At 39.7% G+C, this 16,359-nt stretch carries 11 protein-coding genes and 1 pseudogene; 2 read left to right on the plus strand and 10 right to left on the minus strand.

All coding sequences use genetic code 11. From position 1 onward, the window contains the following. The 6 genes from OCV20_RS21185 to OCV20_RS21210 all read right to left on the minus strand — a co-directional run bounded on the left by OCV20_RS21185 (position 1) and on the right by OCV20_RS21210 (position 5,862). Complete coding sequence (locus tag OCV20_RS21185; protein WP_086774548.1) at positions 1-840, minus strand: helix-turn-helix domain-containing protein; 840 nt, start codon at positions 838-840, stop codon at positions 1-3. 200 nt (positions 841-1,040) lie between these two features. Then, positions 1,041-3,377, minus strand: a complete 2,337-nt coding sequence (locus OCV20_RS21190; RefSeq protein WP_086774549.1) for an ATP-binding protein — start codon at positions 3,375-3,377, stop codon at positions 1,041-1,043. 2 nt (positions 3,378-3,379) lie between these two features. Continuing rightward, positions 3,380-3,700 (minus strand): Hpt domain-containing protein, encoded by a 321-nt coding sequence (locus OCV20_RS21195; RefSeq protein WP_086774550.1) that lies wholly within the window; start codon positions 3,698-3,700, stop codon positions 3,380-3,382. 418 nt (positions 3,701-4,118) lie between these two features. After that, positions 4,119-4,322 (minus strand): DUF6058 family natural product biosynthesis protein, encoded by a 204-nt coding sequence (locus OCV20_RS21200; RefSeq protein ID WP_238382797.1) that lies wholly within the window; start codon positions 4,320-4,322, stop codon positions 4,119-4,121. After that, positions 4,261-4,395: a DUF6058 family natural product biosynthesis protein gene (locus OCV20_RS21205; RefSeq protein WP_238382799.1), complete on the minus strand. Its 135-nt coding sequence runs from the start codon at positions 4,393-4,395 to the stop codon at positions 4,261-4,263. Before OCV20_RS21205 ends, OCV20_RS21200 begins: the two co-directional genes overlap by 62 nt. Positions 4,396-4,854: 459 nt before the next feature. After that, positions 4,855-5,862 (minus strand): OmpA family protein, encoded by a 1,008-nt coding sequence (locus OCV20_RS21210; RefSeq protein ID WP_086774551.1) that lies wholly within the window; start codon positions 5,860-5,862, stop codon positions 4,855-4,857. A gap of 553 nt (positions 5,863-6,415) precedes the next feature. On the opposite strand from OCV20_RS21210, the pseudogene OCV20_RS21215 reads away from it, so the two are divergent. Both OCV20_RS21215 and OCV20_RS21220 read left to right on the plus strand, forming a co-directional pair. Beyond that, a pseudogene (locus tag OCV20_RS21215) lies at positions 6,416-7,336 on the plus strand (IS5 family transposase). A gap of 195 nt (positions 7,337-7,531) precedes the next feature. Next, positions 7,532-8,452, plus strand: coding sequence for an IS5 family transposase (locus OCV20_RS21220; protein ID WP_086773621.1), 921 nt, complete (start codon positions 7,532-7,534; stop codon positions 8,450-8,452). A gap of 35 nt (positions 8,453-8,487) precedes the next feature. On the opposite strand, the gene OCV20_RS21225 is transcribed toward OCV20_RS21220, so the two are convergent. From OCV20_RS21225 to OCV20_RS21240, 4 genes are all read right to left on the minus strand, one after another. Beyond that, positions 8,488-8,886 (minus strand): hypothetical protein, encoded by a 399-nt coding sequence (locus OCV20_RS21225; protein WP_086775961.1) that lies wholly within the window; start codon positions 8,884-8,886, stop codon positions 8,488-8,490. A gap of 38 nt (positions 8,887-8,924) precedes the next feature. Then, entirely contained in the window at positions 8,925-10,373 is a 1,449-nt protein-coding gene (locus OCV20_RS21230) for a glycosyl hydrolase family 18 protein (protein WP_261881528.1), read from the minus strand. 673 nt (positions 10,374-11,046) lie between these two features. Next, a complete protein-coding gene (locus OCV20_RS21235) occupies positions 11,047-13,218 on the minus strand; it encodes a glycosyl hydrolase family 18 protein (protein WP_261881529.1) in 2,172 nt (723 codons plus the stop codon). 653 nt (positions 13,219-13,871) lie between these two features. Next, the gene (locus OCV20_RS21240) at positions 13,872-16,043 is read right to left on the minus strand and encodes a glycosyl hydrolase family 18 protein (RefSeq protein WP_261881529.1); all 2,172 of its coding nucleotides are present in this window, start codon (positions 16,041-16,043) and stop codon (positions 13,872-13,874) included. Positions 16,044-16,359 lie beyond the last annotated feature (316 nt).

A 16,359-nucleotide genomic window follows, 5' to 3' on the forward strand; every position in this document is an offset into this window, starting at 1 on the left:
TTATTCACCTTTATAACCTCTAACAATCTGCATCCATACTCGTTCCGACTTAACCTTATCTTTGGTCAACATCATGAGTTTTTGACGATTATTGGCACCTCCGAATGTCTTATAAGAGAAACCCAAATTATACAAAATGTCGAACATTGCCTTATCTTTTACAAATACACTAAGTTTTTTTTCAGGGTTTAGGCTTTGCACTAACTTATATACCTCTCTACCGAGAGTCGCGACAAAAGAGAACTGAGTTGTTGCGTTAAAAGATAGTATCAATCTAACAGGCTCGTCTTTTTCAAGAGGTATTTTGAACCTACTTGATAGCTCATTTGAATCAACACTAATTAAGTGACCTACTAACTGGCCGTGGACAGTGACCAGTACCATCTCACTAGAATGTAGTTCTAATATTTTCTCCATTGTTGATATACGCCTAGCGCCCACTTCATTCAGTTTCGATAATATAAAGTTTTTATCAGAATCAAATATAACATCGACTAACTGAAGATATTTATTTAGCTGAGACAAATTTGTTGCGTTAATAACTACAACTTTGATATTATTTTCAGAGGATTCGTCGATATAGCTATTTGCGTTAACTTTTCGGCTAATTGGGTTTGCCTTTGACTCACCTTCCCATACATCAAAAATATCAACGCCCAATAACTCTAGGAGGTTATTCTGGCGTGTTAAATGAGGTTTAGTCACCCCACGTTCCCACCGACTGAGGGTTACTACATCTAAACTGTCAAACTTTGCACTGCTTCTTTGTACCATATCTACAAACACGGTTTGAGATAGGCCATTTTTTATGCGAAAACTTCTAACTAACTTTCCAAACATAAAGTCTCCGTCTATTCATTTTTGTTCTAAGCATATTATCAGTTACCTCTAATGCCGATGCTAAGAGCATTATTGTTTTTTCAAACCCATACATGCCCATAAACTTCCATTCAAATACCCGATATCGAACTGATCTTAATCGGACCGTGTAACAAAGCACTGTTACATATTGCCTAACAAGTAAAAGGTATTAGCCCTCGCTATACGCATTGTCCAAGGTTAAGTGCACACGCAAGCTTATTCTTTAAGTCTTCCCTATCTAACGGTTTTGTTAGGTAGCACTTAAAGAAACGTTCCATACGTGCCTTTTCTTTCAGTGTTGCTCTTGCGGTAACTGCGATCACGGGTAGTAAAGGTTCGACCTTATATAATTCTTCCGACAATTGGATACCGTTCATTTTAGGCATTGAGATATCAGTGAAAACTACATCAAAGTCGGAGTTTCGAGCCAACTCCAAAGCATCGACTCCATTGACTGCTTGCACACAGGTACATCCAAGTTGAGCTAAGAGGAACTCTAAGATCTCTCTGTTATATTCAACATCGTCAACGACTAACACTCTTACATCGTTGAAACTATTATCAGACAAAGCAAGTTTGTTCGCTTGTTCGAACATAGTCTGTTGACAACTATGTTCGGAGCATATATACATAGCCCCTTTTTCATTTGGTAGCGCAACAGTAAACACAGTTCCAGCACCTAACTCGCTTGCAACAGTCAACTCACCATTCATAAGTTGGACAATTTGCTTTGTTATCGCTAGTCCTAAACCGAACCCTGACTGTTGATCTTCATGATTAATTTGCTCAAACCCTCTGAAAATGTGAGTCAACTTGTCTTGAGAAATGCCTATTCCTGTGTCTGCCACTGTTATGATAAAATGGTCTTTCGTCTGTAAACATCGCACATCGACTTTACCAATATTGGTAAACTTCATAGCGTTTACCACAATATTGCTTATGCATTGTTTGAGCCTAAGCTCATCAACGTAAACCGACTCCCCACCCTCTAGATCACTTGATACTGACAGCGATAGTCCCTTAGCAAGAGCCATAGGTTCAAACGTAATTTTTATATGGTCGACAATATCACTTACCAAAGTGTCCTTAGGGTACAACACATAACCTGACGCATGAGCTCTTTCGTAGTCTAGTAAATCGTTCACTATGCGCAATATAGTGTTGCTAGCGTTTGATATCCCACGTATTTCCCTACTGTTTCTATCCAACATGCTTGTAGATAAAAGCATATGCGTGTATCCGATAATCGCATTTAATGGGGTGCGAATCTCATGAGATACATTCGAAATCAAATTCGATTTTTGCTCATTTGCTTCACTAGCCTGTTGTGCTGCACTTTCATATAGAATAGTCCTCTGACTCACTTTTTCTTCTAGATTTTCAAGCATTAACTGAATTTGTGTCCCTGCCTCACTATACGCTCTAGACAACTGTTCAATCTCACTACCATTGCAAAGAATGATGTTAGTTGCTTCGTCAAAATCTCTATTTTTCAACGACTGAGCTTGATGAATTAATTTGTTTATCGGCAAAAACATCTCGTTTGTTATAACACTATTAAGTGATACGAAAACCGTTAGGAAAATGAGGCTTATCAGAATAAACTTTTTTACTAACGCGCTATCTGACGATAGCAAAAGTTCTTTGGTTGTAAGATAGTTAGATCCAACAACCGATTCAGGGGTGACCAGTATTAACCGCCATCCCGTCTTATAATTCTTAATAAAGGTCACATCATAGGCACCTAAAATAAGCTCGACAGAAAGACTTCCTATGTCATGTGACAAAATATAAGTAGAGACACTTTCCAACTCTCTTCTTTTATTAATAGTATGTGTCAACAAAGCCAGTGCATCTTGCTTTAAATTTGATGCTACTAGTTTCCCTCGACTATCGACGATAAAATAACGATACTGCAAGCCTTCAACCATGTTATCGAATGCCAATGAGCTTGCGAAATAATCCAGGTTCAGCCTAAACCTTAAAACTTTATTTGGAATTTTTTTCAACGGAACAAATAGAGAGAAGTCTATCAGCAACTCATTTGAATAAGATTTACCTATATAAAAGTTACGATATTGAAACAAATCATCAAATTCAAGCTGAGTGTTTAAGGTAACAATACGACCACTTTTTACTTCAGTTTCTGTTTTTTCAACGAAATTAACAGAAGTCACCTCATTGATAAAAGGTTTGAGGTTTTGATTCACATAGATTAGACGTTCGATGAGCTTACTGTCTTTATCGTCCTGATTTCTATCAATTTGCATGAAATCAGTAGCCAAATGTTCAACAGCTTCTCTAATGAGGTCAACTTCCTTGTTTAAGCTTAAGCTCTGAGCTCGAACAAAGGTTTGTAGCAGGCCTTTATTGTAATTGGTGATGCTTTCTTTGATCTGATTAAATTGTCCAACAGATGAGTCTTGAACAATACGTATACTTGAATAAGTTAAAAGCGCTACAAACACGATAATTATAAAAGCATTAACCATAATAATCTTTTTGCGAAATGACATTGCTATAACGACTCACTCTCATATAGTTCAATGACTGACACAATAACCTTAATGAGTTGCTCATTTACCTTGGCGTGACACATAAGATCGCTGTATTGTTCTAGTTTTTTACAAACATAAGCCGCATCGCTCACACCACAAGCTAAAGTTATGCCTTTAACTCGATGGACACAGTCAAACAAGTCGGAATTGTTTAGACTTTGCGTTTCAGCTAGAACTTTATTCAAACTTTTGATGGCTAGTTGGCGAAATTTAAACCCAACATCAGAATAAAATTCAGTGCCAGTTGCCCGATAAAACAAGGCTTTATCTATCGAATACATGCTATGAAGCTCCAAAACATTGAATAACGTCATTTTTGAACAAATACATTTAAAGATGTATAGGCATATGCAATTAAAATTCATAATCAATGCCTACATGAGAGATATAGAGGTTAAAGTGCTTTGCTAAAACTAGTGACTGGTCATTTCTCAATGGGGACTTCGGGAAAATTCATTGGCTAGTATTCAGGGGATGCTGCACAGATTGTACCCTTATTGATTACAGTCAACTGTGCATGAATGCTATATGAGTGTCTGGGGGAAACTTATCGCGAGCAGTCTGTTAGGCGCAGACACAAGGACGGATATCGTCCGTTCAGACCACTGACTACAACTTCCTCTCACGCACAAGCGAACAGTATGTAATGGGTTCATCGTTGCCATTTACCAAACTAGAAATGTTTTTAGCTATTGCAAACTATTCCTCGAGCTCATACTTTCTGCATACGCAATCGATCAACAAGTATCTCGCACTAGTTAATCTTTCATGAGGGGCGAAACATGAGCAGACGTTATCAAGCAAATTAACAAAGTCTTTCAGCTCTTCTTTTTCTCTTACATCAAGTGAGTCGCCGTTTAGTGAGCGTCTTAACTTTGTCAGTGGCAAATGTTTTTGTTGCAATTTGATCGGGAAGCTCGGTCGAGGTACAAAGCCCATAAGTATCCTGTAAGAAATGTTGCCAATCTAGCAACACTGAGCCTGATTTAGTATCGCATTCAGGGCCCCTTAGCAAATTTACCTGTGATTATAGCGATTCGAGAATTCTGTAAATGCCCATTTTTCGCTTTTTAGTGAGTGGACAGTACTTAACCAAGATACGTAGCCTTTCGCATAATACTCTAAGGACTGACGCTCGTTATGTTTACCAGTGAATGACTCGCAATTAACGCTTATATCAAGTTTATAAGACGCCAGAGGCATCATGCTCTCTTTTTGATAAAGCCTGATAGTGCGTTAATCAACATTAGTAAGTTTTACAAGTTGCTCAATGGTTAGAAAATTCTCACTTAGATACTCAACCAGCAAATTTTTCCCAAACTTCTCATTACATATGTCCCTGCCGCATTTAGCTTTTTAACTATGCCAACTTTGAAAAAGTCAATTCCATAACGTTAGCGTTGTTTATAAGATTATTCGTCTAGTGCAACAACAATTAGAAAAGATGGAGCTCTACTCTTCTTGCATCGTTCCTGTCTGTTGAATTAGCATCCTCTCCGAACGCATAACCGTGAATTCTAGAAAGTGCCACACCTTTTTTGAGCAATTTATCTATCACCACTTTGACTCGTTTTTCCGACAGCTTAAGGTTAAAGGATTCGTCCCCCTCAGGTGACGCAAACCCTTTCACCTCTACATATAAACTCGATTGCTCACAAAGCTGGTTAGCAATCTGCTGCAGTTGATGCGAGAGGTCTTCGGCGTCTATTGCACCCGCGTTTCCTACTTTAAAATAAACAGCACGAGGCCCTAGGTTACTTTTGTCAAAGTCCCCACAACTACTCGTCCTTGCCACTTCATTAACCGACTGATGAGTTTTGTCCTTTAGAGATACCTGTGGGCGTGCAGAACCGAGCTCAAACTTATCGAGACTATCTACATCTTTAGAACCAAAGCGCCAAGTCAAACCGGCAATAAAAGCCTGGTTATCGTACTCACCGACTTCGGTCGAAGACTCGCCAATGCCTTGAAGATATTGGTACCCGATATTGGCATCAAAATTTGAACTTAGCTGATAACTCAATCCCGCTTCTAATTTAGGTGACAAACCTACAGCATCATATGTGCTATTAGACGCCGACTTTTCCATTTGCCAGATAGCTAAACCTGCAGAGCCATAGACCGCCCATTTATCTACTAATGACCAGTCGTATCGGGCCGTGACATCGAGGAACTGTGTATATACTTCGACACCTGTTAGGTCGGCTTTCAACTTTTGGAGGTTATGGTATCCTAACGCAACACTCCAATTCTTATTCAATTGCACTCCTACATTTCCACCCCATGACGTCCCCGTCGGGTCTTCTCCAACATACGCAGAATCTAGTCCTGATTGATATCCGACCTGCACCCCCATAAAAGGTTGATACTCTAGGCTGTCGTCACTAAATGAGTTGAAACTAAAAATTGCGGGGAAAAGGAATATTATCGGATGCTTTATCATAACTTTGCCATTAGTCTACAAGGCGAAATATCAGTTCGCCTTATTTTTATCGTACTTATTAAGTAATTTAGGGGGAGTTTCTGCTAATTAAATTTTTAGCTTTAGATACTCTTCACGAGTGAAATATCACCAAAGACATTCGAGCTACATCGAGATGTTCTCATGATGATTTTTTGGTCTCTGTCATCATTGATTGGGTATTATGCAGACTAGAAGCTTAATGCGACAGAGCATATTAAAAATACAAAACCAAACAATACCTACCAGAATCATCAGTAAACCAAAGGGAGCAAAACGGCGTATAAACTCATAGTAAATCAGGCGTAATTAAGAGTTTGGTCATATACAAAATTCTTCGCTGAAATTGTTGCAACCAAGTGTCGCCGCTCTACTTGCGCAGAAAAGTAGAACTCTTAGAGAAATTGAAATATCTAAATAACATAGTCTTATTTAGATATTGTGAGGCCACGGTATGGCTTTGTTGCGTAATTCAGTGGAACTAAATCAAGAACCCACGATCTGATCAGCTACGTCCACGACCTCTCGTAGCCCTATACCTATACCTCGTTACAAAGCAATTAACTGGAAACAATACAACCAATCACTCATTAACCGCGGGTCTCTGACCTTTTGGATTGATGAAGAGGCGATAAGCGGATGGGCGTAAAGCAAACAGAATAAGCGCGGGAGACCACGTCGGTTCAGTGATTTGGCTATCACGACAGCGCTCATGGTGAAACGAGTTTTTTCTATGCCATTGAGAGCGCTGCAAGGATTTATCGACTCAGTATTTGGACTTGCTCACGTTCCATTGAGTTGTCCGCATTACACTTGCATCAGTCGTAGAGCAAAGCAAGTTAAGGTTTCATTTAAGACTAAAATGAAAGGAGCAATACAGTACCTAGCCATTAATGCGACGGGCCTTAAGGTTTATGGCGAAGGCGAATGGAAAGTCAAAAAACGCGGGACGGATGGCAAGCGTAGAGTCTGGCGAAAGCTGCATATTGCCGTTGATACAAGCACTCATGAAATTATTGCAGCCGAGCTAAGTTTATCGACGGTTACAGATGGCGAAGTCCTTCCTAACTTACTGAAACAAACACGCCGAAGTATCCTTGAGGTGTCTGGTGATGGCGCTTACGACACGAGAGCGTGTCACGCTGCTATTAAGATGAAGCGAGCCGTTGCGCTTATTCCCACAAGAAAAGGGGCTGCCTTCTGGGAGCGTGGTCATCCTCGAAATCTTGCAGTAGGCTGCCAGAAGTCATACGGCTCAAACAAGTATTGGAAAGAGCGGTATGGTTACCACAAACGCTCACTCTCAGAAACGGCGATGTATCGAGTTAAACAGTTGCTAGGAGGACGATTGAGCTTAAGAAATTACAATGCACAGGTGGGTGAAACTTACGCGATGATAAAAGCGTTGAACAAGCTCACTGGGTTAGGCATGCCTGAAACTTGTCGTGTTGACTAAAAAGCATGAGAAACAGGGGGCTCTATTTCTAAATTTAATTGCGCAACAAGGCCCTGACACAGGTAAAAGAGAAGTATTAGCTTGATAACTGTTGAACACCTTTTCTGCATCTTCCCGGCTTTGTTGCGTAATTCAATGGAACTAAATCAAGAACCTACGATCTGATCAGCTACCTCCACTCTATCTCGTAGTCCTATGCCTAAGCCTCGTTATAAAACAACCAACTGGAAGCAATACAACCGATCACTCATTAACCGTGGTTCTCTGACTTTTTGGATTGATGAAGAAGCAATAAGCGGATGGGCGCAAAGCAAACAGAATAAGCGCGGTAGGCCGCGTCGGTTCAGTGATTTAGCTATCACGACAGCACTCATGGTCAAACGAGTTTTTTCTATGCCATTGAGAGCGCTGCAAGGATTTATCGACTCGATATTTAGGTTAGCCCATGTACCGTTAAGTTGTCCGCATTACACCTGCATCAGTCGTAGAGCCAAGCAAGTTGAGGTTTCATTTAAGACTAAAACGAGAGGAGCGATACAGCACCTAGCCATTGATGCTACTGGCCTTAAGGTTTATGGCGAAGGTGAATGGAAAGTCAAAAAACATGGGACGGATGGCAAGCGTAGAGTCTGGCGAAAGCTGCATATTGCAGTCGATACCAACACTCATGAGATCATTGCCGCCGAGCTAAGTTTATCGACGGTTACAGATGGAGAAGTACTCCCGAACTTACTGAAACAAACACGCCGAAGTATCCTTGAGGTGTCTGGTGATGGCGCTTACGACACGAGAGCGTGTCACGCTGCTATTAAGATTAAGGGAGCTATTGCGCTTATTCCCCCAAGAGAAGGGGCTGCCTTCTGGGAGCGTGGTCACCCTCGAAATTTCGCCGTGGGTTGCCAGAAATTATACGACTCAAATAAGTATTGGAAAGAGCGGTATGGATACCACAAACGTTCACTCTCAGAAACAGCGATGTATCGAGTTAAACAGTTGCTAGGAGGGAAACTGAGCTTAAGAAATTACAATGCCCAGGTGGGTGAAACTTACGCGATGATAAAAGCGTTGAACAAGCTTACTGGGTTAGGTATGCCTGAAACTTGTCGTATTGACTAAGAAACAAGCGAAACGGGTTGGCTCTATCTCTAAATTTAATTACGCAACAAAGCCGTTAAAAGCTCCCAATGATTACCACCAGTATTGAGAACAGGTAATGTTTTTGATTCAACTACTTCACCTGAGGCTCCCCCTTCTTTTATATTCAAAGTAATATGGCCTACTTCGTCTACAGTGTGATGATAATCACCAGTAATACCAAACTTTTTGTTATCTGCACTTTGTAACAGTTCTCCTCGTCTCTCTGCATTACATACTGAACCTGTGCAAGTAAACAGAAAATCTCCATTCTCCAGTATAGCTTCAGCATAAAAATCTTGGATTTTATCTACAACTGAGTGATTAAAAGCCATAGCCGGAGCAACTATTGATGGATAAAGGTCATTTAATAGGGAGCCGATGTTGGTCAACTTTTCACACATACGATCTGACATTTTTTGCTTTTCGATACCGATAAAACCGCAACTATTTATTAACTATCCATATTGAGCATAGTATTGGTTGCTTTATACCCTAGTGCATCACGTGTCGCATTTAGATGATAGCCAGGATCATGATCCGCCATCCACGTAAAGACACCACCCAGATTGTTGTCTTTAGCAAATTTCGCTTTGGCATAGACCGAACGAGGGGTTTCAATACTTAAGAATTGTTTGCTCTGCTCGTTGTACAAAAAATCGGCATTTGCATCTGTATCTGTATACAGTTCGAAGCCTTGTAACCCACTCACTCCTGCGTCTGAATAGTCTACAACTTTACCTTCGTAGTCGAACAGTTCAGATACACCTTCTTCATAACTATCATTATTCGATAAGCCCGGTGTGAACGTCCCTACAAGAGGCGAAACACTGTTAATATTCGCGTTACCCGCATTACGGCTGTAGTTAGCGTAACCAATATGAATTTTATTAGCTGGGATTTGGAGAACATCGATCATGTAGTTAATAGCATTTTCTGCAGAGTTAAACTCTTCACCATTTTCGCCAACATAAGACAAACTACCCGATAGGTTTGTTTGATGCGCTAAGCGTGTTTGCCACTCACCCATAAAGTCGTAACTCATCAAGTGAATCGAGTCTAAACCGTTATCAATAAGTGCTTTCAAGTTTGAAGCATCTAGCTTATCCGTTGGTGCACCAGCTGCGATCGCGATTTTCTTGTTAGACATGCGATTGTTATCCAACGCCGTTCGCAACTCTTTAATAAGTAACGCATAGTTTTTGCCATCATCGCTAGACTCAGAGTTCCCTTCTAAGCCGCCTCCGCCAGGATACTCCCAATCGATATCGATTTGATCAAACATAGGGTAGTTAACGAACCACTGAACAGCACTGTTCACAAATACACTACGGCTTTCGGCTGAACTAACCATACGAGAGAATGGTTCAGACAAAGACCAACCACCAACACTAAACGCTAACTCCAAAGAGGGTTTCAGTTTTTTAGCTTCTCTGAGTACAGCGATGAGTCCACCAGCGTTTTCTTGCCCATGTTCAAACTGAGCAGTTGACCATGCTGGACCACCAGCGCCAAGATCCGACTGATAGTCTGCCTGAGGGTCGGTAAACACAATAGTATAATCCGCATAAGGGACCCGAGAGTCGTCATCAAGATACTTACCATTTTCACAGACAGACTCAATCGAGTTAACAGCGGTACCCGTACCTTGCGTACCACAGATGCCCATAAAGGAATAAACGAGCTTATCGTAATGGTTTACAACATCTTGAACATCAAACTTACGCCCATAATGCCCCCAGTTAGAAAAGTAGGCAGACACAGGTAACAACGAAGCATCTGCTTGATAGCTGTTAAAAACCTTTTCTGAGTCTACCCAAGTATCTGTCTTAGCACTTGAGATCGGTGAGTAAGTACCACTCAATGATGCTATGACACTTAAAGTAATTAAACTTTTAGACAACATTGTATTATTTTTTTCATTTTAACTATCTTTTTTAATTCAACCATATGGTTAATATAAATATAAATAGTTGTAAAATATAAAGATATGGCATTTTAAAAACTGACAAGAAAAAAAGCTTATAATATTTAAACATAATAGATAATAAAAACCATAATCATTATTTAGAATATAAAAAGTTCTGAACAACTAGATAAAACACAACAAAGTGTTCACAATGCTAGCCTAATGTAATTTAGGAGCTCTATGAAAATCATGTGAACTTTGAAAAATCAGCACAACTGGGACGCATGTATTTACCTTGATGATAAGGAGTTAGATACACCTCATCCACAGAATGATCACTTATGTGAATCTTAAGTAGCTTGTTTGTATTGGAGCAGATTATAATGAACATGCCTTCAGATCCAATGAGGCAGTCAAATAACGATATATTCACAAATATCGAAGATCGTTAGATTATTAATTCCATCATTAATAATTTTCCAAGTATGAGACTTATTGCTTTCTACTACCCCTAAATTTCTTTTGCTAAATTAATCTGGCCAGAAGAACAAGACCTAAACTTATCTGACCAGATCCCTCGATTATATTAAATTTGAAGCGTCAGATTTAAACCACCACTTCAATTAGACTAGCAAGGCACATTTAACTATCTGTTAGTTTATTCTTGCTACCACAGTACCCACTCTCCTAGTTTTGGTCGCCAAATAGACTCACTTCCAGGTTCAACAGTATATGTATTATTTACCCTAAAGTTTTCATCAAGCGACTCAACTGTCAAAGGCATAGTTGATACATTGGCAATTTTCACGAAGCTATCTGCCCACGCAGACAAATTGGGGTAAGGTAATTGTAAAGCTTTATCGCTGGGTTCGAATACAACCACGTTTGTCTTGTACATCTGATGCGGGCGGGCAAATAGACTTTGTTGTACCTCAGAAAAGTTATCTGAATACAAATGCTCCCAGTGGTTACCACTAGTATAAAGTACAGGTAACGTTTTTGATTCTACTACTTCACCATTCACTCCTCCTTGTTTCACATTAAATGTGATATGACCAGGTTCGCCTACAGTGTGATGATAGTCACCGAGAACGCCAAATTTTCCATTATCAGCACTTTGTAAAAGCAGTTCATTTTTCTCTGCTTTGCATACGGAACCTGTGCAAGTAAAAAGGTGGTCTCCATTTTCAAGTATAGCTTCAGCATAAAAATCTTGGATTTTATCTACAACTGAGTGATTAAAAGCCATAGCCGGAGCAACTAAAGATGGATAAAGGTCATTTAATAGGGAGCCGATGTTGGTCAACTTTTCACACATACGATCTGACATTTTTTGCTTTTCGATACCGATAAAACCGCAACTATTTATTAACTTATCCATATTGAGCATAGTATTGGTTGCTTTATACCCTAGTGCATCACGTGCCGCATTTAGATGATAGCCAGGATCATGATCCGCCATCCACGTAAAGACACCACCCAGATTGTTGTCTTTAGCAAATTTCGCTTTGGCATAGACCGAACGAGGGGTTTCAATACTTAAGAATTGTTTGCTCTGCTCGTTGTACAAAAAATCGGCATTTGCATCTGTATCTGTATACAGTTCGAAGCCTTGTAACCCACTCACTCCTGAGTCTGAATAGTCCACAACTTTACCTTCGTAGTCGAACAGTTCAGATACACCTTCTTCATAACTATCATTGTTTGATAAACCCGGCGTGAACGTCCCTACAAGAGGCGAAACACTGTTGATATTCGCGTTACCCGCATTACGGCTGTAGTTAGCGTAACCAATATGAATTTTATTAGCTGGGATTTGGAGAACATCGATCATGTAGTTGATAGCATTTTCTGCAGAGTTAAACTCTTCACCATTTTCGCCAACATAAGACAAACTACCCGATAGGTTTGTTTGATGCGCTAAGCGTGTTTGCCACTCACCCATAAAGTCGTAACTCATCAAGTGAATCGAGTCTAAACCGTTATCAATAAGTGCTTTCAAGTTTGAAGCATCTAGCTTATCCGTTGGCGCACCAGCTGCGATCGCGATTTTCTTGTTAGACATGCCTTTGTTATCCAACGCCATTCGCAACTCTTTAATAAGTAACGCATAGTTTTTGCCATCATCGCTAGACTCAGAGTTCCCTTCTAAACCACCACCGCCAGGGTATTCCCAATCGATATCGATTTGATCAAACATTGGATAGTTAGCAAACCATTGAACCGCACTATTGATAAATATGGCGCGGTTCTCAGCTGAACCAGCCATACGAGAAAACGGTTCAGATAAAGACCAACCACCAACACTAAACGCTAATTCTAACGAAGGTTTCAGTTCTTTAGCTTCTCTGAGTACAGCGATGAGTCCACCAGCGTTTTCTTGCCCATGTTCAAACTGAGCAGTTGGCCATGCTGCACCACCAGCGCCAAGATCCGACTGATAGTCTGCCTGAGGGTCGGTAAACACAATAGTATAATCCGCATAAGGAACCCGAGAGTCGTCATCAAGATACTTACCATTTTCACAGACAGACTCAACCGAGTTAACAGCGGTACCCGTACCTTGCGTACCACAGATGCCCATAAAGGAATAAACGAGCTTATCGTAATGGTTTACAACATCTTGAACATCAAACTTACGCCCATAATGCCCCCAGTTAGAAAAGTAGGCTGACACAGGTAAAAGAGAAGCATCAGCTTGATAACTGTTGAACACCTTTTCTGCATCTTCCCACGTGTTTGGTTGAGCATTTGAATTTGGTGAGTAAGTACCACTCAGTGATGCTATAACACTTAAAGTAATTAAGCTTTTAGATAACATTGTATTATTTTTTTTCATTTTAACTATCTTTTTTAATTCAACCACATGGTTAATATAAATATAAATAGTTATAAAACATAAAGATATGGCATTTTAAAAACTGACAAGAAAAAAGAGCTTATAATATTTAAACATAATAGATAATAAAAACCATAATCATTGTTTAGAATATAAAAGTTCTGAACAACTAGATAAAACACAACAAAGTGTTCACAATGCTAGCCTAATGTAATTTAGGAGCTCTATGAAAATCATGTGAACTTTGAAAAATCAGCACAACTGGGACGCATGTATTTACCTTGATGATAAGGAGTTAGATACACCTCATCCACAGAATGATCACTTATGTCAATCTTAAGCAGCTTGTTTGTATTGGAGCAGATTATAATGAACATGCCTTCAGATCCAATGAGGCAGTCAAATAACGATATATTCACAAATATCGAAGATCGTTAGATTATTAATTCCATCATTAATAATTTTCCAAGTATGAGACTTATTGCTTTCTACTACCCCTAAATTTCTTTTGCTAAATTAATCTGGCCAGAAGAACAAGACCTAAACTTATCTGACCAGATCCCTCGATTATATTAAATTTGAAGCGTCAGATTTAAACCACCACTTCAATTAGACTAGCAAGGCACATTTAACTATCTGTTAGTTTATTCTTGCTACCACAGTACCCACTCTCCTAGTTTTGGTCGCCAAATAGACTCACTTCCAGGTTCAACAGTATATGTATTATTTACCCTAAAGTTTTCATCAAGCGACTCAACTGTCAAAGGCATAGTTGATACATTGGCAATTTTCACGAAGCTATCTGCCCACGCAGACAAATTGGGGTAAGGTAATTGTAAAGCTTTATCGCTGGGTTCGAATACAACCACGTTTGTCTTGTACATCTGATGCGGGCGGGCAAATAGACTTTGTTGTACCTCAGAAAAGTTATCTGAATACAAATGCTCCCAGTGGTTACCACTAGTATAAAGTACAGGTAACGTTTTTGATTCTACTACTTCACCATTCACTCCTCCTTGTTTCACATTAAATGTGATATGACCAGGTTCGCCTACAGTGTGATGATAGTCACCGAGAACGCCAAATTTTCCATTATCAGCACTTTGTAAAAGCAGTTCATTTTTCTCTGCTTTGCATACGGAACCTGTGCAAGTAAAAAGGTGGTCTCCATTTTCAAGTATAGCTTCAGCATAAAAATCTTGGATTTTATCTACAACTGAGTGATTAAAAGCCATAGCCGGAGCAACTAAAGATGGATAAAGGTCATTTAATAGGGAGCCGATGTTGGTCAACTTTTCACACATACGATCTGACATTTTTTGCTTTTCGATACCGATAAAACCGCAACTATTTATTAACTTATCCATATTGAGCATAGTATTGGTTGCTTTATACCCTAGTGCATCACGTGCCGCATTTAGATGATAGCCAGGATCATGATCCGCCATCCACGTAAAGACACCACCCAGATTGTTGTCTTTAGCAAATTTCGCTTTGGCATAGACCGAACGAGGGGTTTCAATACTTAAGAATTGTTTGCTCTGCTCGTTGTACAAAAAATCGGCATTTGCATCTGTATCTGTATACAGTTCGAAGCCTTGTAACCCACTCACTCCTGAGTCTGAATAGTCCACAACTTTACCTTCGTAGTCGAACAGTTCAGATACACCTTCTTCATAACTATCATTGTTTGATAAACCCGGCGTGAACGTCCCTACAAGAGGCGAAACACTGTTGATATTCGCGTTACCCGCATTACGGCTGTAGTTAGCGTAACCAATATGAATTTTATTAGCTGGGATTTGGAGAACATCGATCATGTAGTTGATAGCATTTTCTGCAGAGTTAAACTCTTCACCATTTTCGCCAACATAAGACAAACTACCCGATAGGTTTGTTTGATGCGCTAAGCGTGTTTGCCACTCACCCATAAAGTCGTAACTCATCAAGTGAATCGAGTCTAAACCGTTATCAATAAGTGCTTTCAAGTTTGAAGCATCTAGCTTATCCGTTGGCGCACCAGCTGCGATCGCGATTTTCTTGTTAGACATGCCTTTGTTATCCAACGCCATTCGCAACTCTTTAATAAGTAACGCATAGTTTTTGCCATCATCGCTAGACTCAGAGTTCCCTTCTAAACCACCACCGCCAGGGTATTCCCAATCGATATCGATTTGATCAAACATTGGATAGTTAGCAAACCATTGAACCGCACTATTGATAAATATGGCGCGGTTCTCAGCTGAACCAGCCATACGAGAAAACGGTTCAGATAAAGACCAACCACCAACACTAAACGCTAATTCTAACGAAGGTTTCAGTTCTTTAGCTTCTCTGAGTACAGCGATGAGTCCACCAGCGTTTTCTTGCCCATGTTCAAACTGAGCAGTTGGCCATGCTGCACCACCAGCGCCAAGATCCGACTGATAGTCTGCCTGAGGGTCGGTAAACACAATAGTATAATCCGCATAAGGAACCCGAGAGTCGTCATCAAGATACTTACCATTTTCACAGACAGACTCAACCGAGTTAACAGCGGTACCCGTACCTTGCGTACCACAGATGCCCATAAAGGAATAAACGAGCTTATCGTAATGGTTTACAACATCTTGAACATCAAACTTACGCCCATAATGCCCCCAGTTAGAAAAGTAGGCTGACACAGGTAAAAGAGAAGCATCAGCTTGATAACTGTTGAACACCTTTTCTGCATCTTCCCACGTGTTTGGTTGAGCATTTGAATTTGGTGAGTAAGTACCACTCAGTGATGCTATAACACTTAAAGTAATTAAGCTTTTAGATAACATTGTATTATTTTTTTTCATTTTAACTATCTTTTTTAATTCAACCACATGGTTAATATAAATATAAATAGTTATAAAACATAAAGATATGGCATTTTAAAAACTGACAAGAAAAAAGAGCTTATAATATTTAAACATAATAGATAATAAAAACCATAATCATTGTTTAGAATATAAAAGTTCTGAACAACTAGATAAAACACAACAAAGTGTTCACAATGCTAGCCTAATGTAATTTAGGAGCTCTATGAAAATCATGTGAACTTTGAAAAATCAGCACAACTGGGACGCATGTATTTACCTTGATGATAAGGAGTTAGATACACCTCATCCACAG

Origin of the sequence: Vibrio coralliirubri (assembly GCF_024347375.1) — a bacterium.
GTDB lineage: Bacteria > Pseudomonadota > Gammaproteobacteria > Enterobacterales > Vibrionaceae > Vibrio > Vibrio coralliirubri.